Source organism: Solitalea canadensis DSM 3403, from assembly GCF_000242635.2.
Taxonomy (GTDB): Bacteria; Bacteroidota; Bacteroidia; order Sphingobacteriales; family Sphingobacteriaceae; genus Solitalea; species Solitalea canadensis.
Genome location: NC_017770.1, coordinates 4,780,351 through 4,801,024 on the forward strand (window position 1 = coordinate 4,780,351; position 20,674 = coordinate 4,801,024).

19 protein-coding genes are annotated in these 20,674 nt (G+C 36.9%); 11 read left to right on the plus strand and 8 right to left on the minus strand.

Features of this window, described 5'->3' with window-relative positions:
- Positions 1 to 28 precede the first annotated feature (28 nt).
- Together ftsH and SOLCA_RS20145 are read left to right on the plus strand one after the other, a co-directional pair.
- Entirely contained in the window at positions 29 to 2,107 is a 2,079-nt protein-coding gene (ftsH, locus tag SOLCA_RS20140; RefSeq protein WP_014682322.1) for an ATP-dependent zinc metalloprotease FtsH, read from the plus strand.
- A gap of 100 nt (positions 2,108 to 2,207) precedes the next feature.
- Positions 2,208 to 2,888 (plus strand): LutC/YkgG family protein, encoded by a 681-nt coding sequence (locus SOLCA_RS20145; protein WP_014682323.1) that lies wholly within the window; start codon positions 2,208 to 2,210, stop codon positions 2,886 to 2,888.
- 59 nt (positions 2,889 to 2,947) lie between these two features.
- Here SOLCA_RS20145 and SOLCA_RS20150 read toward each other — a convergent pair whose 3' ends face one another.
- Entirely contained in the window at positions 2,948 to 3,313 is a 366-nt protein-coding gene (locus SOLCA_RS20150) for a YraN family protein (RefSeq protein WP_014682324.1), read from the minus strand.
- A 111-nt stretch (positions 3,314 to 3,424) separates the two neighbouring features.
- Between SOLCA_RS20150 and lipB the strand changes: the two genes are divergently transcribed.
- The gene (gene lipB / locus SOLCA_RS20155; protein ID WP_014682325.1) at positions 3,425 to 4,171 is read left to right on the plus strand and encodes a lipoyl(octanoyl) transferase LipB; all 747 of its coding nucleotides are present in this window, start codon (positions 3,425 to 3,427) and stop codon (positions 4,169 to 4,171) included.
- 63 nt (positions 4,172 to 4,234) lie between these two features.
- A complete protein-coding gene (locus SOLCA_RS20160) occupies positions 4,235 to 4,843 on the plus strand; it encodes an SGNH/GDSL hydrolase family protein (RefSeq protein ID WP_014682326.1) in 609 nt (202 codons plus the stop codon).
- A gap of 43 nt (positions 4,844 to 4,886) precedes the next feature.
- Here SOLCA_RS20160 and SOLCA_RS20165 read toward each other — a convergent pair whose 3' ends face one another.
- Positions 4,887 to 6,725, minus strand: a complete 1,839-nt coding sequence (locus SOLCA_RS20165; protein WP_014682327.1) for a M61 family metallopeptidase — start codon at positions 6,723 to 6,725, stop codon at positions 4,887 to 4,889.
- Between the two features lie 107 nt (positions 6,726 to 6,832).
- Between SOLCA_RS20165 and SOLCA_RS20170 the strand changes: the two genes are divergently transcribed.
- From SOLCA_RS20170 to SOLCA_RS20185, 4 genes are all read left to right on the plus strand, one after another.
- The gene (locus SOLCA_RS20170) at positions 6,833 to 7,546 is read left to right on the plus strand and encodes an NUDIX hydrolase (protein ID WP_014682328.1); all 714 of its coding nucleotides are present in this window, start codon (positions 6,833 to 6,835) and stop codon (positions 7,544 to 7,546) included.
- A 128-nt stretch (positions 7,547 to 7,674) separates the two neighbouring features.
- Positions 7,675 to 8,559: an NUDIX domain-containing protein gene (locus tag SOLCA_RS22575; RefSeq protein ID WP_014682329.1), complete on the plus strand. Its 885-nt coding sequence runs from the start codon at positions 7,675 to 7,677 to the stop codon at positions 8,557 to 8,559.
- A 49-nt stretch (positions 8,560 to 8,608) separates the two neighbouring features.
- Entirely contained in the window at positions 8,609 to 10,018 is a 1,410-nt protein-coding gene (locus SOLCA_RS20180) for a nicotinate phosphoribosyltransferase (RefSeq protein ID WP_014682330.1), read from the plus strand.
- A 129-nt stretch (positions 10,019 to 10,147) separates the two neighbouring features.
- Positions 10,148 to 10,609, plus strand: a complete 462-nt coding sequence (locus SOLCA_RS20185; protein WP_014682331.1) for a hypothetical protein — start codon at positions 10,148 to 10,150, stop codon at positions 10,607 to 10,609.
- Here SOLCA_RS20185 and SOLCA_RS20190 read toward each other — a convergent pair.
- Complete coding sequence (locus tag SOLCA_RS20190; RefSeq protein ID WP_014682332.1) at positions 10,580 to 11,191, minus strand: matrixin family metalloprotease; 612 nt, start codon at positions 11,189 to 11,191, stop codon at positions 10,580 to 10,582. The genes SOLCA_RS20185 and SOLCA_RS20190 overlap by 30 nt on opposite strands.
- Before the next feature lie 111 nt (positions 11,192 to 11,302).
- On the opposite strand from SOLCA_RS20190, the gene SOLCA_RS20195 reads away from it, so the two are divergent.
- Positions 11,303 to 12,892 (plus strand): class I SAM-dependent methyltransferase, encoded by a 1,590-nt coding sequence (locus SOLCA_RS20195; protein WP_014682333.1) that lies wholly within the window; start codon positions 11,303 to 11,305, stop codon positions 12,890 to 12,892.
- 75 nt (positions 12,893 to 12,967) lie between these two features.
- On the opposite strand, the gene SOLCA_RS20200 is transcribed toward SOLCA_RS20195, so the two are convergent.
- The 3 genes from SOLCA_RS20200 to SOLCA_RS20210 all read right to left on the minus strand — a co-directional run bounded on the left by SOLCA_RS20200 (position 12,968) and on the right by SOLCA_RS20210 (position 16,987).
- Positions 12,968 to 13,807, minus strand: coding sequence for a DUF4249 domain-containing protein (locus tag SOLCA_RS20200; RefSeq protein WP_014682334.1), 840 nt, complete (start codon positions 13,805 to 13,807; stop codon positions 12,968 to 12,970).
- A 4-nt stretch (positions 13,808 to 13,811) separates the two neighbouring features.
- Positions 13,812 to 16,193, minus strand: a complete 2,382-nt coding sequence (locus SOLCA_RS20205) for a TonB-dependent receptor (protein WP_014682335.1) — start codon at positions 16,191 to 16,193, stop codon at positions 13,812 to 13,814.
- A 293-nt stretch (positions 16,194 to 16,486) separates the two neighbouring features.
- The gene (locus tag SOLCA_RS20210; RefSeq protein ID WP_014682336.1) at positions 16,487 to 16,987 is read right to left on the minus strand and encodes an SRPBCC family protein; all 501 of its coding nucleotides are present in this window, start codon (positions 16,985 to 16,987) and stop codon (positions 16,487 to 16,489) included.
- A 131-nt stretch (positions 16,988 to 17,118) separates the two neighbouring features.
- Here SOLCA_RS20210 and SOLCA_RS20215 point away from each other — a divergent pair, with 131 nt between their 5' ends.
- Positions 17,119 to 17,574 carry a hypothetical protein gene (locus SOLCA_RS20215; RefSeq protein ID WP_014682337.1) on the plus strand — a complete coding sequence of 152 codons (456 nt, stop codon included), beginning with the start codon at positions 17,119 to 17,121 and terminating at the stop codon, positions 17,572 to 17,574.
- A 72-nt stretch (positions 17,575 to 17,646) separates the two neighbouring features.
- On the opposite strand, the gene groL is transcribed toward SOLCA_RS20215, so the two are convergent.
- Both groL and SOLCA_RS20225 read right to left on the minus strand, forming a co-directional pair.
- Positions 17,647 to 19,287, minus strand: a complete 1,641-nt coding sequence (gene groL, locus SOLCA_RS20220) for a chaperonin GroEL (RefSeq protein ID WP_014682338.1) — start codon at positions 19,285 to 19,287, stop codon at positions 17,647 to 17,649.
- Between the two features lie 104 nt (positions 19,288 to 19,391).
- Positions 19,392 to 19,667, minus strand: a complete 276-nt coding sequence (locus tag SOLCA_RS20225; RefSeq protein WP_014682339.1) for a co-chaperone GroES — start codon at positions 19,665 to 19,667, stop codon at positions 19,392 to 19,394.
- 299 nt (positions 19,668 to 19,966) lie between these two features.
- Between SOLCA_RS20225 and SOLCA_RS20230 the strand changes: the two genes are divergently transcribed.
- Positions 19,967 to 20,668 (plus strand): hypothetical protein, encoded by a 702-nt coding sequence (locus tag SOLCA_RS20230; protein WP_014682340.1) that lies wholly within the window; start codon positions 19,967 to 19,969, stop codon positions 20,666 to 20,668.
- The last annotated feature ends 6 nt before the right edge of the window (positions 20,669 to 20,674 follow it).

Consider the following 20,674-nt stretch of genomic DNA (forward strand, 5'->3'; position numbering starts at 1 on the left):
GTTATAAAATCTATTAATTACAACTTTAATGAGAGAGAACAATTCCGAACCGAAAAACTCACGGGATAAGATGCCAAAGAAAATTCTTCCTAAACCACCAAAGTTTAGCGGATTATGGATTTACGGAACTATTCTGGCATTGATTATCGGCTTTAACCTGTTCTATTCAGGTTCTTCGCCTAAGCCTATCGATGAGAAAGGTTTTTTAAATGATGTGCTGAAATCACACGATGTAGACTATATCAATGTTTACAAAAGCAATGATACATATGAGTTCTATATATATATTAAGAAAGACAAATTGTCTACTGATAAATATAAGGATGTAAATGGTAAAGGAACTTTTGGCTCTAATACCGGCCCTCAATATGTACTTACTGTTTATGATTACAAAGATCTGAAGAGCAAAATTGATGCGGTACAAAAAGATTGGTCAGAGGCAGATCAAATAAAAATCACTGATAAGAAGAAGGAAGAAAACTATTTACTGACATTCTTCTTGCAATGGATTTTACCGATTGCCTTGGTGGCAATTTTCTGGATCTTCATTATGCGCCGTATGACTGGCGGTGGAGGTGGTCCGGGTGGACAGATCTTCAATATCGGAAAATCTAAAGCGACTTTATTTGATAAAGAATCACAAGTAAACATTACATTTAATGATGTAGCCGGATTAGAAGAGGCGAAACTGGAAGTTATGGAAGTCGTTGATTTCCTTAAATATCCTAAAAAATACACCAGTTTGGGTGGTAAAATTCCTAAAGGCGTACTTTTAGTAGGCCCTCCGGGAACCGGTAAAACGTTACTAGCTAAAGCAGTAGCAGGTGAAGCACAAGTGCCTTTCTTCTCACTTTCAGGTTCAGATTTTGTTGAAATGTTTGTGGGTGTGGGTGCATCTCGTGTTCGTGACTTGTTCCGTCAAGCTCGTGATAAAGCTCCTTGTATTATTTTTATTGACGAGATCGATGCGATTGGTCGTGCACGTGGTAAAAATCAAATAATGGGAGGAAATGATGAGCGTGAAAACACCTTAAATGCATTGCTGGTTGAAATGGATGGTTTCGCTACAGATTCAGGAGTTATCATTATGGCGGCTACTAACCGTCCGGATGTATTAGATTCTGCTTTATTGCGTCCAGGACGTTTCGACAGACAAATCTCAATTGATAAACCGGATTTAAATGGTCGTGAAGAAATTTTCAGAGTTCACCTTAAACCATTGAAGTTAGCTCCGGATGTTGATCCTAAGAAGCTTTCGGCTCAAACTCCAGGTTTTGCAGGTGCTGAGATCATGAACGTTTGTAATGAAGCGGCATTAATTGCGGCCCGTAGAAATAAAAAGGAAATTGATTTAAAAGACTTCCAGGATGCTATTGATAGAGTTATTGGTGGCCTTGAGAAGAAAAATAAGATCATTTCACCTGAAGAGAAACGAATCGTTGCCTATCACGAAGCAGGCCACGCAATTGCTGGCTGGTTCCTTGAACACGCTGATCCGTTAGTAAAGGTTTCTATCGTTCCTCGTGGTGTTGCTGCCTTAGGTTATGCACAGTATCTGCCAAAAGAGCAGTATTTATATACTACAGAGCAGTTGACCGATGGTATGTGTATGACAATGGGTGGACGTGTTGCAGAAGATATCATCTTTGGTAAAATTTCTACCGGTGCACAAAATGACCTTGAGCGCATTACCAAACTTGCTTATGCAATGGTTACCATTTACGGTATGAATGAAAAAGTTGGTAATGTTTCGTTTAATGATCAGCAAAATGAGTATGGTTTCAGTAAGCCTTACTCTGAAAAAACTTCAGAACTGATTGACCATGAGGTGCGTGATTTGATCAACAATATTTATGCGCGCACTAAAGATCTGTTAACTGAGAAACGCTCAGGATTAGAAGCATTAGCTCAAAAACTATTGGAAAAAGAAATTTTATTCCAGTCTGACTTGGAGGAAATTTTAGGTAAACGTCCTTTTGATACCCGAACTACTTATGATGAATTTGTAAATGGTACTCAAAACGGAGCAGAGCATCCTTTAGCAGAAGGTAATCAAAGCTTACCAATTGAGGTTACAAATACTGAAAGCTCTGAAGAAAAAGCTTAACTATAGATGATCTATAATTAATAAAATAAGGAAAACGTCTCAAACGCTATGTTTGGGACGTTTTTTGTTTGTAAAGTTCATAAATTATTATTTTTGCAAAATGAATAAAAAACCGATCACCACTCCTCGTGAAAGGATGCTAAAAAATATCCGTAAAGCATTGTTGGAAAAACGCGATAATCCTTATCCTAATTATGAAGATTCGCCAGTTTATCCTCCCAATCATGAACTATTGGAAATTATTTTTGCAGAGGAATTGAATAAAATATCGGGTCATTTTTTGTTTTGTGAAGATGAAATTCAATTTATTGAAAATATACTTAATCTTGCTGAGGAGAAAGATTGGTTAAAGATTATCTGTTGGGATACCAAACTTCAGCAATTACTGAAAAAATACGATTACCCATATATAGGAGATGATTCAGGTTTTGTTGACGCAGAAGTGGGTATAACAACCTGTGAAGCATTAATTGCTCGTAATGGAAGCGTTTTGGTTTCGAGTGCTCAGCAAAGCGGACGACGATTAAGTGTTTATCCGCACACACATATTGTATTAGCTTATGCATCACAATTGGTAATGGACCTGAAAGATGCTTTCGCCTTATTAAAAGAAAAATATGAGGAGCATCTTCCAAGCAACATTACGGTGATTACAGGCCCCAGTCGAACGGCAGATATCGAAAAAACATTGGTGTTGGGTGCTCACGGTCCCAAAGAGTTTTATGTTTTTCTGATTGACGATTCAACGATGCCTACTGAGGATCTTGACAAAAAAGAATAAACTGATAACGAGAATCACTGAAATGAGTGTGCATTAATTTTTTTGATGGGATATCTTTCTCATCTTGGAAAAAATGCATCTTCAATATGATGTACCTGATAGCTTTTTCCATCGGTTGAAAAAGTGATGGAAACTATATCAAATCGGCACTCTCCGGTGTGCGCGCTTCGATAGATAAATTCGTCGGCCGCCAATCCAAACAATTTCTCTTTCCGGCTTGTTACAAATTCTTCAGGGAATCCAAAGAAATTTCCGGTTCTCGTTTTAACTTCAATAAAAATAAGTTCGTTGTTTTTTTGTGCGATAAGATCAACTTCTGAATGCTGGTATCGCCAGTTGCGTTCAATAATCGCATAGCCGTTTTTTACAAGATGATCGAATGCAATTTGTTCACCTGCTTTTCCAAGGTCGTTATGTGTTGCCATAGAGAGATGTAATTAGACGGTGGCAAGTTATAAGATTTAGTTAATTTTGGCAAAATTGTCGGATTTGCACTGATGCTAATGTGTAAATCTGGTTTTAATAAAGTATGAAGTATGCAAGCGGATAACATAAATCAGGTTTCTTCGGATGAAGCAGGAATAAAAAAAGTTCAATTTTTAGATTGGGGACTTATTGATTATAAGGAGGCTTGGGATAAGCAGGAAGCATTATTTGATGAAACCGTTCGCATCAAAACGTTAAATAGAGATAATAAGGACGGAATACAACAACCGACGAATGATTACCTTATTTTTTGCGAGCATCCGCATGTTTATACATTAGGAAAAAGCGGTAAGCCGGAGCATTTGTTGCTTGACGAACAAGGACTGGAAGATAAACACGCTACCTATTATAAGATAAATCGTGGTGGTGATATCACTTATCATGGTCCGGGACAAATTGTCGGTTATCCTATTTTGGATCTTGATCATTTCTTTACAGATATTCATAAATACCTTCGTTTTCTGGAAGAGGCCATTATTTTAACGCTCAAGGAATACGGCATTACTGCTGGAAGAACAGAGGGACAAACAGGTGTATGGCTTGATGGTGATGATCCATGGGCTGCACGTAAAATCTGTGCGATGGGAGTTCGTTGTAGCCGTTGGGTTACCATGCATGGTTTTGCTTTTAATGTAAATGCAGATCTGAATTACTTCGGTAATATTGTGCCTTGTGGTATTCAGGATAAAGCGGTTACCTCCTTAAACAAAGAGTTGGGTCGCGATATAGATATCAATGAAACAAAAGAAATTTTGAAATCTAAGCTTTGTCAACTTTTTGAAATGAATCTTGTTTGATCAATCACTTCACGCAGCTAAGGCAAACCTATGCTTTGCGGTTTTGCGTGACAATATCTTACCATGTCGAATCAACAACTTACTTATCTCGCTTTAGGCGATTCCTATACAATTGGTGAAGCAGTAGAAATCTCTGACCGTTATCCGGTTCAGCTGGTGGAACTCTTGAAAAAAGATGGAATCGATGTGGATCATCCCGAAATAATTGCCACAACTGGTTGGACAACAGACGAGCTGATGAAAGGCATTGAAAAAGCAAAACTTAGTACCACATTTGATTTTGTAACACTGCTCATCGGCGTTAATAATCAATACCGTAAACGAAGTACAGAAGCATACCGAAGCAATTTCAAAAGGTTGTTGCGGACTGCGAAACAGTTTGCAAAGGGCAATAAAAAACGTGTTTTTGTGCTTTCAATTCCTGATTGGGGAGTTACGCCTTATGGTAAAGACAACTTGGAAAAAATTACGCCTGAGATTAACAGATTTAATGCGGTAAACAAAGAAGAAAGTGAAGCATTCGGAGTGCATTATATTGATATTACCCAGACATCCTATGCTGCCCTAAATGATTTAAGTTTGATTGCAAGTGATGATCTCCATTTTTCGGGTAAACTGTATGCTCAATGGGCTGAAATGGCGTTGCCGGTGGTAAAAGAGGAACTGAAGTAATATAAGAAAAAACGCTCTGATTGTCATCAGAGCGTTTTTTAGTTTAACTTTTCTTGAGTAATAGCTTTAAGTTATTCTTTTCGTCGTCCGACGATTTAGTTGAAGGAATTAAATAGTTTTTGATGGTGGCTGTTCCAGAATAAATTTTACCGCTCAGCACCTTCTCTTGTCCATTCCGGTTCACTACAATTGAAATCTCGGGATACTCCGTATTCATATTGAAGAATTTATTCCAAACTTCATCGATATTATTCGAGTCAACCATCATATTGTTGATCTTTACCAGTGTATCATTCTCTTGAATACCTAGTGCATTTTGTTCTACCTGAGAAAACAGGAAATTATTGTTTTCAAATTTTAACCCAACTCTTCCAGGATAATAAACCTGAATTTTAGTTTCTGGGGTATAGCTGTAACCTAATTTTGAAAAATAGTATTGATAAGGAAGGGGCTTGTTGCCAGTTATGTAATCATTAATAAAGGCAGATACATCCGGATGTGAATACGAAACGAGCTCTTTTAGAAGATCACCGTCTTTAAAAGGCTTATTAGGACCGTATTGTGTTGAAAGATACTGTACAACAGTTTTTAAATCCTTTTGATTGTTGGTTTTTTCGCGGATGCATAGATCTAACATTAAAGCGATTAATGCACCACGATTATAAACTGATTGATACTTAGGGTTGTATTCTTTCGTTAGCACATTCTTGCTCATTTCGGTCATTGAGAAATCGCCAAACTCCTCCGCTTGATTTATTTTATCGCGCATATTCTTGAAGAATTCTTCTTCTGTGAGTAAGCCATTTTGCGCCTGTACCAGATTTGCAAAATATTCTGTTACTCCTTCATACAACCATAAGTGCTGAGACATTTTTGGATTAACAAAGTCGAAATTTTCAATTTCTTCGCTATGTAAATTTAACGGCGTTTGTATATGCAAAAACTCATGGCTTGAAACCTCATTGACCAATGATTTAAGTTGTTTCTCCAACTCCATCTCAGGTAAAAAGTACAACGAAGAATAGTTGTGTTCTAATGCACCGTAACCGCCTAACCCTTTTCCTGTTAACGCACTCTTTGGATCTTCAAAATAATAAAGGAACTGGTACGAGTCTACCGGGAACCCATTGAAAAATTTCTCCAGTGCAGCAGCCATTGGTTTAAGGTATTCAGCGATCTGAGCACTCTTAACCTTGCCATTAGCCGAATAAACAGAAACGTTTATTTTACTTTTGCCTACATTAAACGATGTGGTGTCTGGGGTGGCATATATAATCGGATTATCGGCCAAATAAACAAAGTCCTTGGCTTTGATGATATCAAGATTAGGACTTTTTCTGTCTACTTCTAAATGTGTTGATGCATATAACTGTTCAGGTTTGGTTATGGTAAGTTCAAATGGCAGCATTCTGTATCCTTCGAAATAACCAAAGAATGCAAAATTATTGATGACAAAATTCTTATCCGCTTCAATATTAGAACCTCCTGGTTGGAAGATGAAATCAGGTCTTTTTTCATCCCAGGTATCATTCACTCGATATTGAACCTGAGCAAGTTCTTTTGAATTACTGATTTCGTATTGATTTTCATTGACCTTAGCGATTTTTAGTTTTTTACCATTTTTATCGATGGCTGTAAAACCTTCAATGAATCTGCCGTAATTTTTCTCACTATAAGAACCCGGTATCACTTTCGGGAATGAAAATACGATTTGGTTTTCAGCAATAGGAGGAGTTGTCAGGTTGATCTGTACCTGATCATTTTTAACGGTTTTTAGATCGACATGGTAAACGTATTTACTTTGTGCCGACAAACTAAAAGGGATCGCAATTAAAGCGAAAGTGGTTTTTAGAATGGCTTTCATGGAATAAGGATTTTTCATAGTTGAATGTTTCAACTTGCGTGAACTAAATTTGCTACAAGTATATAAATAGTTGTTGAAATAATATTTTTAAGTTTAAACCCAGAAATCTGCGTAATGAAAACATCATGAGTAAAACATTTCATAATTATCCGGTTGAACAGTCGATGAAACTTGCGGTAGATGCAGTTGTTTTTGGTTATACGAAAGAAACTGGGCTCTCTGTACTCTTAATAAAAAGAAAGATTGCCCCATTCGCACATCAATGGGCTATTCCCGGAGGTTTTGTACATAATAATGAGAGTTTGGAGGATGGAGTGGTAAGAGAGTTACAGGAAGAAACGGGTTTAACAGTTAATTATCTTGAACAGTTATATACGTTTGGCAATCCGGACCGTGATCCTCGCTACCGTGTTGTTTCAGTTGCTTACTATGCATTGGTAAAACCTGATTCTTTTGTTACCTCTGCAGGCAGTGATGCGGAAGATGTTTCATGGTTTGCTGTGAATCAGCTGCCATCATTGGCTTTTGATCACGTTGATATTATTAACTCCGCGATCCAACGACTACGTGGGAAGATAACTTACGAACCTATTGGTTTTGAGTTGCTGGATGCGAAATTCCCTTTTTCAGACCTTGAACACCTTTATGTAAATCTTCTTGGAAGAGAAATAGACAGAAGGAATTTTAAAAGGAAAATAAAACAGTTGGATCTTTTGATTGAACTTGATGAAACCGCGCCGATGAGCTCAGCAGGGCGTCCGGGCAAATTGTATTCCTTTAATAAAGAGAAGTACTTTAGTTTGAAAAACCGAGGCTTTCTTTTTGATATGTCCTTTTAGATTCAATTATTTTTATTGATAATCAATGATTTAGTGTGATGAATTTAATTTGCGTCAAATTAACGCAAATTAAATTTGCTCCTTGTTTTTTATTTGTTTTAATTTGTGTCATTAAGACGCAAATAGATATGAAAACCACAGGAGTAATCATTGCACGCTTTCAGACCCCACATTTACATGAAGGACATCATAAGATCATACGTCACGTTCGTGAGCGCCATAACAAAATCGTTATCCTCTTAGGCGTGGCTCCTACAAAATTAAGCAGAAAGAATCCGCTTGATTTTTATACTCGCGAACGTATGGTAAAAATGGCGTACGCAGATCTTACCATCCTGCCATTACCTGATATGAAGTATGATGAGGTTTGGTCGGCCAATCTGGACACACTTTTACAGGCCTCTTTCCCAAATGAGAAATTCGTTTTATATGGAAGTCGTAATAGCTTCATTCCCTACTATTCGGGTCGGTTTGAGACAGAAGAAATTCCAGAAGAAGGAAATCATAACAGTACAGATCTACGCGAACAGATCAGTGATAGAGTTAAAGGAAGTGAAGATTTCAGACATGGAATTATTTATGCAGCTTATAATCAATATTCAAAAGTGTATCCAACGGTTGATATTGCTGTTTTTAGAAATAACAAAACGGAATTGTTATTAGCTAAACGTGACAGAGAGGGAAAATGGAGATTCCCCGGTGGTTTTGTTGATCCAAGTGATGATAATTATGAAGCAGCAGCCAAAAGGGAATTGACAGAAGAATGTGGCGACATTGAAGCAGGTGAAATGCGGTATATAAAATCATTCAGGGTAAATGACTGGCGGTATAAAAACAGTCCCGATCAAATTATAACTACATTATTTAGTTGTGAATTACTATTTGGCTCGCCTAAAGCAAGTGATGATATTGACCATGTAAAATGGTTTAAGAAAGAGGAAATAGCCCAACTATTAGATAAAAAACTAATCGCAGAAGAACACGTTGAGATGATAAATCATCTTAAATTTTAAAGCGCCTCTAATAACAAGTAAATCATAAAACCGAAAAAAACACAATCAAATGAAAAATCATAATCTACTATTACTCGCTGATGCTTATAAATATTCTCACCATAAATTATACATGCCAGGCACCACTTATGTGTATTCTTATTTGGAAAGCCGTGGTGGTGAATTTGATGAAACCATTTTCTTTGGACTTCAGTATTTCCTGAAAGAATACCTGCAAGGCAAAGCATTTACCAAAGAAGATGTTGATGAGGCGGAACAATTCATGAATGAAGTTTTTGGAAGAAATGACGTTTTTGACCGTAAGATCTACGATTATATACTTGAAAAACACGATGGTTATCTTCCTGTAAGAATCAGAGCGGTTGCTGAAGGAACTGCTGTTCCTAATCTTAATGTATTAATGACCATTGAAAACACAGACCCGAACTGTTATTGGTTAACCAACTTTATCGAAACCTTATTAATGCAGGTATGGTACCCAACCACAGTTGCTACACTGTCACATGAGATCAAGAAGGTTGTTTTGAACTATTTTAAGCAAACCGCATCTACTGAAAATGAAAAATCGGTTCAATTTGTATTGAATGACTTCGGTTTTAGAGGAGTGAGTTCGGTGGAGAGTGCTGGTTTAGGCGGGGCCGCACATTTAGTTAACTTTAGCGGTAGTGACACCATTGCAGGTTCCATGTTGGCGAAAAAGTATTACTATGCAGCCAAAGCTGTCGGATTTTCGATTCCGGCAACGGAACATTCAATCGTAACATTATTGGGTGAAGAAGGTGAATTGGAAGTGTTTAAACAGGTGTTAAATACCTTTCCAACAGGAACCATTGCTTGCGTTTCAGACTCCTACAACATCTTCAGAGCTTGCGAAGAATACTGGGGAGAGGAGTTAAAAGAGCAAATATTGAAACGTGATGGCACATTAGTTATTCGTCCGGATTCAGGAGATCCGGTGAAAACATTACTTAAAGTATTTGAAATCCTGATGGACAAATTTGGGTACACGGTCAATGATAAGGGGTATAAAGTGTTGCCGCCACAAGTGCGCGTTATTCAAGGGGATGGCATAAGCTATTCATCCATTAAAGAGATCTACGAAGCATTAAAACAAAATGGAATTTCTGTAGAGAACCTTGCATTAGGGATGGGTGGTGCGCTGCTTCAGAAAGTAGATCGTGATACGCAGAAGTTTGCGTTGAAATGCTCCTATGCCGAAGTGAATGGTGAAAAAATAAACGTAATGAAGTCACCGGTTGAGTTAAGTGCTAATGGGGAATTATCGATTTCTTATAAAAAATCTAAAGCCGGAAAGTTCAAACTGATTAAAGAGAATGGTGCGTTTAAAACAGTTACTACTGAAACTGTAGAGAAAGACTATTTAATCACTGTTTTTGAGAATGGAAGGATCGTTAGGGAGTATACGTTTGATGAAGTAAGAGCTAATGTAGCACTTTGAAAAATAGGTTGGAAACCAGAAACACCCTGCCCCCCTCCCAAGAGGGGAGCCTAAATCAAGGTAGTTGATGGAATCCCCTCTTGAGAGGGGGCCAGGGGTGTGTTAATCTTCCTAAAAAAATAATTTATCATGATCACAAAAGCCATACAAAACGCTTTCAACACTGCCCAACGAAAAAACTGGGATCATACCTATTGGGCTTTCGACATTCACGGAACTATTGTTTATCCAAATTATTCCGCAACTAAAATCCCTACAACATTCTACCCTTATGCAAAAGAGTGTCTCCAGTTAATCAGTGGAAGAAAAGATGTTGTAATGATCCTATATACTTGCTCTTATCCACATGAAATCGAACAGTATTTAAAATTCTTTAAGGAGCAGGGCATTCATTTTAGGTTTGTGAACCAAAATCCTGAAGTGGTAAATGAAGCTTACGGATTTTATGAGCAAAAATTCTATTTCAACGTATTATTTGAAGATAAATCTGGTTTTGATCCGGAACAAGATTGGGAAAAGATTTATACTATGCTAAAGAATAATAAAACTGAAGCGTGTATTTTACCTGAGATGCCAGCCTTTATTAATTAATAATCGCTTACATTCTTTGCAGAATTCTTTTTCTTCATTGGTTGGATTTTTGCCTTCTGCATCTCGCATAAAACAAGTTTTAACAGCGCAATGAGGAAGTCCCTGAGTATGGCCAAGTTCATGAATAGCTACCTTGAATAATTGATCTAATTTTTGCTCTTTAGATAGCCTGAATGTCGAGGCGATGCAAGCATTTCCCGGACAAAACCCTAATCCCATGACACCCCAATCCTTATGTTCGTCTTTGGTTGCACTAATGTCTTCATCTGTCAGGCCTATTGTTACATGCTCGGATGATGATTTCCTGCTTAGATAGTTAATCAATGAATCAGCCCTGTATCTTTTCCTGTCTTTCTTATATGCGGAAGAAGGAAAATCCATTGGCAGCATTATTTCTACTTTCGGATAAGCTTTTTGTATTTCTGAGGCGATGTATCGAGCGTCATCGTCAGAAAAGTTGCCAAATGGTTGAATTGCAATTGTTATCTCTTTTACTGTTTCTTTTGTTGGTTTATTGCATGCAGAAATGCTCGTAAATAGCGTCAGTAATAAGATAGTTGTTTTTGATAGATAGCTGTTCATTAATCCAAATATAGGAGACGGATGTTGGAATTTTAAACGTTTTCCGGTTCTATTTAATCTGGCAAAGCATTAGAGTATTTAAATTTCTAATTTAGCGGAAACAATTATTCTATGCATTTACTTTTTCCGGGCAGACATCATTTGCTGACCGATTTCCAATTCAAATACCTTAATCAATTAATTCAAACAGAACTCCTAAATGTTTCTGATGTTGAAGGAAATTCTCTTCAACAATCAAAAGTAGAAAGTGTGATCTTTGCTGTTACCTCTGCTAATCATTCTAACACACGACGAAATCCATTGCCATTTTACCTTAGAGCGTTGGCAATTGAAGATTTTGCCCGTGATTTAAATGTTCCTGTTTATATTTTCGGCATTGATGACGTGGGAAAATTGGAAGACTTTGCTTCGTATACAATTAAAAAGATTAAACATGAAAGTGATGGCTTGTTGAATTTGAATGCGACTAATTGTGCTGTTATTTGTTCTACTCCGGTAATGCAAATGTATCAGCAACACGGTTTTCGGATTTTACCTGCTGAATTAAATGTTCAATCGAATTCATTTGATGCAGAGCAACCATGGGATCTGGTAGAACACATTGCTAAAACCCCTGAATGGAGTGCAGATGGGTTTACGCTAAATAAGGTTCATACATCCTCTTATAAGATTTGGAAGCGGTACCAGCTGGGATCAAAAGTGCAATTACTCTTTAATGATCATATTATTGGCGAGGATGGTGATTTAACAGCTACAAGAGACTATAACTCTTATGTTCGTCAAATGGATGAAATTGCGGAGATGAAATATCATGACACGTCTGAATATATTCGTCAGGGGCGAATTGGTGATATAGGATGTGCTGTTGGGTCGTGGATAAAACTTGCAAGTAAAGATGAGCGTTTTCGAGAATCCGATTTCTTTGGAATCGAGGTTTCACGCCATCTGTTTGATATTTGTCAACAGCGCAAACACAACGGTGAGTTTGCCAATCCTTATGTGTTTTTTGCACAAAAAAATGCAGTTACAGGTTTAGTGTTTGAAGAGAATTCGATGAATTGCATATTTACTTCATCCCTTACACATGAAATCGAATCTTACGGAGGTCGTCAAGATCTATTGAACTTTATCAGCAATCGATTTTCGGAGTTAGCTCCAAGTGGAGTTTGGGTAAACAGAGACGTTGTTGGCCCAGAAAATGGCGACAAAATAGTTTACCTAAAATTAAACAAGCAGGATGGGGTTAATGAAAATTCGGATGGTGATTTTGCCACAAGAAATGAATTAACCGTGTACTTAGATGGTTTATCCACTTACGGACGCTTTCTTCGTTTTGCGGTTGACTTTCGTAAGAAAGAAGGGTATAAATTGGAGTATAAAGAGGAGATTATCAATGATGAATCCTATATAAAGCTTTCTCTTTCTGATGCCTGCGAATTTATGTCGAGAAAGGATTATACGGATAATTGGGAAAGTGAAATGCATGAAACGTTTACGTTCTGGTCCTTTGAAGACTGGAAGTCTCACCTGGAGGAAGTTGGGTTCACCGTTATGCCCACATCATCTGCCTATACAAATGATTGGATCGTCCAGAACCGTTTAATCGGAAAATGTGAGCTTTTTGAAATGGGTGGAGATACCTTGAAGCCAATGAACTATCCGGTAACTAATATGTTAATGATTGCTGAGAAAAAGATATAAAAGAAGCCTTAACTATTTGAAAATGAAAAAGGAGCGATTGAAAGCTCGCTCCTTTTCTATCACGGTATAAAAATCTTATTCTTTAACTATTCCGCTTTTAGTACTTACCAACGAGGCTCCGAAATAACCTACCGCTTTCTTAGCCGATGAAGCATTAACGTTTTTGACATTAGTACGAACATTTGCAGGAGGATTGGCAAAAATACCTCCATTGCTTACCTGAATGCGAAGCTCATCATAGAAATGATAAGCATCCATCGTAATTGACCATGTTTCAATTGTTACAGAATCCTTTAACTGGAATGGTTTCTCTGTAAAAAGGCGTACCTTTTTAAAGTTTGCACTGTCAACAAACTCGTCATTCATGTAGTTCAGATCTTCAATTTTGTTTAGATAAATCCCATTCTTCTTGATTTTCATCCTACAAGCATCGCCCATTCCCTTCAGTTCTTTGCCGAAGAATTGTAATAGATATCCATCTTCATCTTGTCCAAGAGACTTTTCACGATATTCAAATGCAACGGAATCCACCAAAAAGCTTTGACGCATTGCTTCAGTCTGTGCCTCATATACTTCGCCATCGTATTCAATCCTAAGCAGGTATTTTTCACCTTCTATACTTCTGATATTTTTTATCAAAAACTTTCCGGTTGAAAATTCTTGGAGCGTTTCCGATTCACCGGAAACTGTTGTTAATGTTACTTTGGCACCGGATATCCATTGTGGAGTGGTATTAGAGAAGTAAGGAGATGTTTGCGCCAGTTTTATGGTATCTGGAACAGCCCTGTTTGTTAACCATCCGTCAACACTTAATAATGGTGGTCCAGCATCTAATTTTACATCCACAACATCTTCGCAGGAACTTAACATTAGCGCTGCAATGCACAGAGTAAATAATATATGTAGTTTTTTCATGCTATTATCTGAAATTAAAGTTGTAAGTAACCGATGGAATTGCTGAACCTATAATTGCTAATCGTTTTGCCTCAGTAACTTGTGGATTGTCTTCGTTTGGTTGGAAATAAATGGTATATGGATTTTTATGGAAATAGATATTATATATTGAGAACACCCAATTACTACTGAATTTGCTACCCGGTTTATGACGTGTATACAGCGTTGCTGATAAGTCTAAACGATTGTAAGATGGGATGCGGTAATTATTTCGCGTATTTGTTGTGTTGTGTGGTACAACGATACCATCAACTTCGTATCTGCCGTTCGGAAATGTGGTACTCACTCCGGTTGAATAGGTGAAAATAGCAGAGAAGTTCCAGCGCTTACTCATATCATAAATACCAACTATTGATAGGTTATGGGTTTTGTCGTATTTACTTGGATAATATTCGTTATTGTTAATTCCGTCTATTTGGCGCTCAGACTTAGATAAGGTATAGCTAATCCAGCCATTTAATTTTCCTGTGTTTTTCTTTAAGTAAAACTCAAGTCCGTAAGCTCGTGCATTTCCAAAAAGTAATTCACTTTCAAGGTTCTTATTCAGGAATAGTTCTGCTCCATCAATATAATCGATCTGATTCTGCATTTTCTTGTAAAAACCTTCCACCGAAAATTCGAACATATCGTTTTTGAAGTTACGGAAATAGCCGAGAGCCAATTGATCTGCCAATTCTGGTTTAATATTATTAGTGGTTGGCTGCCACACATCAAGTGGTGTTGCGGCTGTTGTATTTGAAATTAAATGCAAATATTGTGTGGTGCGATTATAGCTGGCTTTGATTGAAGATGCATCATTTAAGATATAACGCAATGAAACACGTGGTTCAAGATTGATATAGGTTTTAATAGCATCGCCTTTGTTATACGATTTCGGATTTACAGGGTCTTTTCGTTGTCCGTTAATGCCTTCGTATTCATAAACAGTGAAATTATCTTGACCACTCACATAGTCAAAAGCCGATAAACGCAAGCCATATTGAGCTGAAAGGTTATCCGTTATTTTTTGTTCATTGTCGATATATGCTGCATATTCCCGTCCGTTTTGTGTAGCTAATGCAATGTTGTTGAAAGAAGTGTTTCCCTCAGCTTTCTTTGCTTCACCTGGCTTAAAACGGTAGAAGGTAGCATTTGCTCCGAAACTTAATTTGTTGGAAGCACTTATGTAATAAGTAAAATCACCCTTTAAGGTTTGATTGATAATTCTTGAAGTCCAATCGAACGCATTTGTTCCAGTTGGTATACCTAGTGAATAATCATAATTGCTATAAACCCCGGTAAAGTTTACAAACAGGCTTGGATTAAAAGTGTGGTTCCAACGTAAGGTACCGGTTCCATTACCCCAATCCATGCCAAAACGATCATTAAATCCGAATTTATCCTTGCCAAAATAACCTGAAAGGTATAATCGGTTGTTCTCGTTAATTGTATAATTGGCTTTTCCGCTTAAATCATAAAAATAGGCGGTGTTTTTATTCAGGTTTTCATCAGATGATAGCTTTAGAAACAAATCTGCGTATGACCTACGTGCTGCAATAACGAACGATCCTTTTCCTTTTACGATAGGAGCCTCAGCCAGTAATCGTGTAGAAACCGTTCCAATACCTCCTGAAGTACTAAAGTTGTTCACATTTCCTTCCTTCATGCGAACATCAAGGATTGATGAAAGGCGTCCACCATACATAGCGGGAATACCTCCTTTGATTAGTTTTACATCTTTTACCGCATCCGGATCAAAAACAGAAAAGAAACCAAACAGATGGGAACTATTATACACTGGTGATTCATCCAATAAAATAAGATTCTGGTCAACACCACCCCCTCTAACATTGAAACCCGATGAACCTTCACCAACTGTGCTTATTCCTGGCAATAATTGAATGCTTCTTACAATATCAACTTCTCCCATCAAAGCAGGCATCTTTTGGATAGATTTCATCTCCAACTTATTAACACCCATTTCCATGCTGGTAACGTTTTTCTTTATTCCTGCTGAGCTGACAACAACTTCATCAATTTGTTTACCATCTGATTCCAGGTTTATATTGATGGTGGTAGCTGTTGTTACGTTGATTTTTCTTTCAACAGATTTAAAACCGAGGTATTGAAATACAACCGTATAATTTCCGGGAGTAACACTTAAGGAGTAAAAACCATAATTGTTTGTGGCAACTCCAACTCCGTTTTCTTTAAGAAATACCGAAGCGCCAATAATACTTTCGCCGTTTGCACTTTGTTTAACATAACCGCTGATGGTTGTTTTGTTTTTCTGTTGTGCAAAAGCAGTAGTACACCATACAAGCAATAGAAAAACTATGCATGGCCTTTTTAAATTAGAATATAACATACAGGTGTAGAAAGTAGACTTGTTTAGTTTGACAGTTTAGTGTTTGACATAATAATCGTTGCAAAGCTATTACAACTTGTTAAAGCTTTTAAACGTTGTATATTAAATAATTGTATAATGTTTGATACAGGAGTCATAACTATTTTCTTTTTTGTTTTTAAGTAAAGACAACTCAAATATACTTTACCCCTATCCACCGAACAGGAATTTTTATACGAAACGTATATTCTAGGGGTTAAACTAAAAGAAAACTTATACGAAGCTTAATTATGTATTTAAAAATAGATCTCATTTTATGAGCTGACTACTCTTTTAATCTTTTCATTCTTATTTCTAAGATCAATTCCGCCTTCAGTAACGGATTTTAAATTTGCGAGGTAAAAAGTCCATCCTTCAGAACAACCCAAATGATAATACACTCTTGATTGTTCATCTGTAGGAATCTCTGATTGTGTTAATTCCACAATTGTTTCCCCTTCTTCCTGTTTTAACGTAATGCTTACAATTCCCGCCTTACCAAAAGTGAATTTTAAAAAATCTTTTCCATTTAAATCTACTACCTGGCCATGCTCAACGCTGTCATCATCATATCCAAACCACATCCACTCATAAGTATCGTTAACCTTAATCGGCTCATCCCGATCCCTGATAATATTTTCTGTTGATTTAAATTCAGCTTTTCTAAGGAAAAAGTTTTCCAATCCTTCCCGAGTAGTCCATGCTGAATATAGAGTGTTAATACTGGCATTAACAGGGATTCTTTTAGTGAACTGAGTCCAGTTGTATGTTTCCATAGTGATAAGTTAATATTTTATTAGAAGTGTATTCAAGATTATATAAATATATGAAAATTGTGTATGCTGTTGAATATTAGTATATTCAATAATAGGTTTCGAATATTTATTTAATCGTAAAGAAAAATCTTATGAGTATTTCACTAGACTTTAAGCAAGAAATAATAACGCTTTTTATTGACAAAAAAGAAGCGATTTTGAGTGAAGTAAGCGAAGATCAGGAAGATAAAATTATTGGAGCCGAATCAGAAGAAGATAATCCCGACACCTATGAGAGTACCGCAGAACAGGTACTAGATGAGGCAGATTTGGAATCTAAACCTATCGGATTTTTAACTGAAGAAATTAATTCACTGAAGTCGATAAACCTGGAAGTTGCTGTAAATGAAGTTAGTTTTGGGGCCCTGGTACATACCAACTATGCCTATTTTTTAATTGGGGCGGCACAAGAACCGTTTATGCATAATGGAAGTAAATTTATCGGGCTTTCAACAGAAGCACCTTTGTTTCAAAAGATGGAAGGATTAAAAGCAAAGGCGGAATTTCATTTTGGAACTATCGAGTACATTATCTTCGACATTATATGAGAAAAAACAAAGGCTTCCGATTAGGGAAGCCTTTATTTTTATTATTGAAAGCTAATTAAAGCTATCGTGATATTACATCATACCACCCATGCCGCCCATACCTGGAGCACCACCATGAGCATGACCTTTATCTTCTTCAGGCTCATCAGCTAATACACACTCAGTTGTTAACAACATAGATGCAATTGAAGCTGCGTTTTCTAAAGCAACACGTGATACTTTAGTAGGATCGATTACACCGGCAATGATAAGGTTTTCGTAACGGTTTTCACGAGCGTTGTATCCGAAGTCATCAGCACCTTCTTTAACTTTTTGAACTACGATAGAACCTTCAATACCTGCGTTTTCACAGATTTGACGTAAAGGCTCTTCAATAGCGCGCTTAATGATAGCGATACCAGTAGTCTCGTCGTCATTATGGCCTTTTAAGTTTTCTAATGCAGCGATCGCACGGATAAATGCAACACCACCACCAGCAACGATACCTTCTTCTACAGCAGCACGAGTTGCATGTAATGCATCATCAACACGGTCTTTTTTCTCTTTCATTTCTACTTCGGTAGCTGCACCAACGTAAAGAACTGCAACACCGCCAGCTAATTTAGCCAAACGCTCTTGTAGTTTTTCTTTGTCGTAATCAGAAGTAGTAGACTCAATCTGAGCTTTGATTTGGTTAACGCGAGCAACGATATCTTCTTTCTTACCAGCTCCGTTGATAACAGTAGTATTATCTTTATCGATAACTACTTTCTCAGCCTGACCTAAGTAAGTTAAATCAGCGTTTTCTAACTTGTAACCACGCTCTTCAGAAATAACAGTACCACCAGTTAAGATAGCGATGTCTTCCAACATAGCTTTACGACGATCGCCAAAACCTGGAGCTTTAACAGCGGCAACTTTTAAACGACCTTGGATTTTATTTACCACCAAAGTAGCTAAAGCTTCACCTTCAAGATCTTCAGCGATGATCAATAAAGGACGGCCTGTTTGAACTTGTTTTTCCAAAATTGGCAACAACTCTTTCATTGAAGAGATCTTCTTGTCGTAGATCAAAATGTAAGGGTTTTCCAACTCAGCTTCCATTTTGTCAGCATTGGTTACGAAGTAAGGAGAAAGATAACCACGATCAAATTGCATACCTTCTACAACCTCTACAGTTGTATCAGTTCCTTTAGCTTCTTCAACAGTGATAACGCCTTCTTTTTTAACTTTTTCCATTGCTTCAGCGATCAATGAACCGATAACCTCGTCATTATTAGCTGAAATGGTAGCAACTTGCTTGATTTTGTTGTTATCATCACCAACTGCTTTAGACTGCTCTTTTAAGTTAATAATAACAGCAGCAACTGCTTTGTCGATACCACGTTTTAAATCCATAGGATTTGCACCGGCAGCAACGTTTTTAACACCAGCAGTAACAATTGCCTGAGCTAATACAGTTGCAGTAGTAGTACCATCACCTGCGATGTCTGCAGTTTTAGAAGCTACTTCTTTAACCATCTGAGCACCCATGTTTTCTAAAGCATCTTTCAGTTCGATTTCTTTTGCAACTGAAACACCGTCTTTAGTGATTGAAGGAGCGCCAAATTTTTTATCAATAATTACGTTACGGCCTTTAGGACCTAAGGTAACTTTAACAGCGTTTGCTAAAGTATCAACACCGCGCTTTAAAGCGTCACGTGCTTCAACATTGTATTTAACTAATTTTGCCATGTTCTTTTAACTTGAATAATGTGTTAATTGGATTTGAGATGTATGATAGGAGACGTGAGATTGAAAAAGTCTCAACTCTTTTGTCTCAAATCTCAGCTCTAGATTTAGATAACCGCGTAAATATCAGATTCACGCATAATTAAATACTCTTTACCTTCATAAGTGATCTCGGTACCAGCATATTTGCCATACAGAACGGTATCGCCTACTTTCACAGTCATTGGTTCGTCTTTTTTACCGTTACCAACAGCTACAATAGTACCTTGTTGAGGTTTTTCTTTAGCAGTATCAGGAATAATGATACCACCTGCGGTAGTCGTTTCTGCAGGAGCAGCTTCTACTACTACTCTATCTGCGATAGGTTTAATATTTAATGACATAGTTCTATGATAATTATTAATTTATTAACGTCCCATTTTCAACAGAGATTGTGCCAAATTGAATAAGACTGTTTGTAAGGATTCTTTTGTCAGTTTTTATGTCAGTGTCGGTTAATATTGATTTAATACAAGTGAAATTTTGGCAGTTTCGGTGTTAGTACGTAGAAAAACGTAACAAAGTTGTTGTTATTTGCATGCAAAGGCAATGAGCTGTAAAAAAATAAATACCTTAATGTTTTGTTTCTATTGTTAACGCTCTCCAGAAAATAATTAGTTAATTAAATAGTAAACATTTACCCTTGAGAAATCGAATTATTTTAACACTGACTTTAATAGTTAGTTTTTGTGGTTTTTCTTTAGCAGCATTCGCTCAAGCCTCGCTGGATACCACTATGTCTGATTTTTTTCAAAACTCTATAGCAGAAAAAAGCACTATTTATGTTGGAAGGTTTTACAAGCCTTACAGTAAGTATAAGTCAAAATCAAATGCCTTTTTCGGCTCCGAAGAATGGTATGAATCATCTTTGACCTATAATGAAAATCAGTATTCTGTAAAACTGAGATATGAATTGGTTTCTGACAAAGTTCTCACTCCGGGTATTGATGAAACTAATTCAATTGAACTAACGAATGAAAAAGTAAACAGTTTTAAGATAGACGGTCATTATTTTATCAATCTTAATGAAAATCTGCCGGATTACATGAACCCAGGATTTTACGAAGTTATTTATGATGGTCAATACTCCTTTTTAAGCAGAAGGAAGAAAAAAGTCAAAGAAATTATTGTGGACCTAGAGCTGCAGTATGAGTTTATTGAAACTGTTGAATATTTCCTTGGAGCCAACAATAAATTCACAAAAGTTTCTGGACTTAATAAATTGTTAAGTCAATTTCCGGATAAAAAAGGGAAGATTAAAAAAAATCTATCGGATAATGATATCAATTTTAATAGAAATAGAGAACAAGCCCTTAAAGCAATAGGAGCACTTATCAATAACTAATCAATC

Coding starts and splice junctions, on each gene's coding strand:
- SOLCA_RS20165 (WP_014682327.1), bottom strand. CDS start 6,725: ATGAAAAATCCTTATTCCATGAAAGCCATTCTAAAAACCACTTTCGCT.
- groL (WP_014682338.1), bottom strand. CDS start 19,287: ATGGCAAAATTAGTTAAATACAATGTTGAAGCACGTGACGCTTTAAAG.
- SOLCA_RS20150 (WP_014682324.1), bottom strand. CDS start 3,313: ATGGCAACACATAACGACCTTGGAAAAGCAGGTGAACAAATTGCATTC.
- SOLCA_RS20205 (WP_014682335.1), bottom strand. CDS start 16,193: ATGTTATATTCTAATTTAAAAAGGCCATGCATAGTTTTTCTATTGCTT.
- SOLCA_RS20185 (WP_014682331.1), top strand. CDS start 10,148: ATGATCACAAAAGCCATACAAAACGCTTTCAACACTGCCCAACGAAAA.
- SOLCA_RS20210 (WP_014682336.1), bottom strand. CDS start 16,987: ATGGAAACATACAACTGGACTCAGTTCACTAAAAGAATCCCTGTTAAT.
- SOLCA_RS20190 (WP_014682332.1), bottom strand. CDS start 11,191: ATGAACAGCTATCTATCAAAAACAACTATCTTATTACTGACGCTATTT.
- SOLCA_RS20145 (WP_014682323.1), top strand. CDS start 2,208: ATGAATAAAAAACCGATCACCACTCCTCGTGAAAGGATGCTAAAAAAT.
- SOLCA_RS20180 (WP_014682330.1), top strand. CDS start 8,609: ATGAAAAATCATAATCTACTATTACTCGCTGATGCTTATAAATATTCT.
- ftsH (WP_014682322.1), top strand. CDS start 29: ATGAGAGAGAACAATTCCGAACCGAAAAACTCACGGGATAAGATGCCA.
- SOLCA_RS20170 (WP_014682328.1), top strand. CDS start 6,833: ATGAGTAAAACATTTCATAATTATCCGGTTGAACAGTCGATGAAACTT.
- SOLCA_RS20215 (WP_014682337.1), top strand. CDS start 17,119: ATGAGTATTTCACTAGACTTTAAGCAAGAAATAATAACGCTTTTTATT.
- SOLCA_RS20200 (WP_014682334.1), bottom strand. CDS start 13,807: ATGAAAAAACTACATATATTATTTACTCTGTGCATTGCAGCGCTAATG.
- lipB (WP_014682325.1), top strand. CDS start 3,425: ATGCAAGCGGATAACATAAATCAGGTTTCTTCGGATGAAGCAGGAATA.
- SOLCA_RS20195 (WP_014682333.1), top strand. CDS start 11,303: ATGCATTTACTTTTTCCGGGCAGACATCATTTGCTGACCGATTTCCAA.
- SOLCA_RS22575 (WP_014682329.1), top strand. CDS start 7,675: ATGAAAACCACAGGAGTAATCATTGCACGCTTTCAGACCCCACATTTA.
- SOLCA_RS20160 (WP_014682326.1), top strand. CDS start 4,235: ATGTCGAATCAACAACTTACTTATCTCGCTTTAGGCGATTCCTATACA.
- SOLCA_RS20225 (WP_014682339.1), bottom strand. CDS start 19,667: ATGTCATTAAATATTAAACCTATCGCAGATAGAGTAGTAGTAGAAGCT.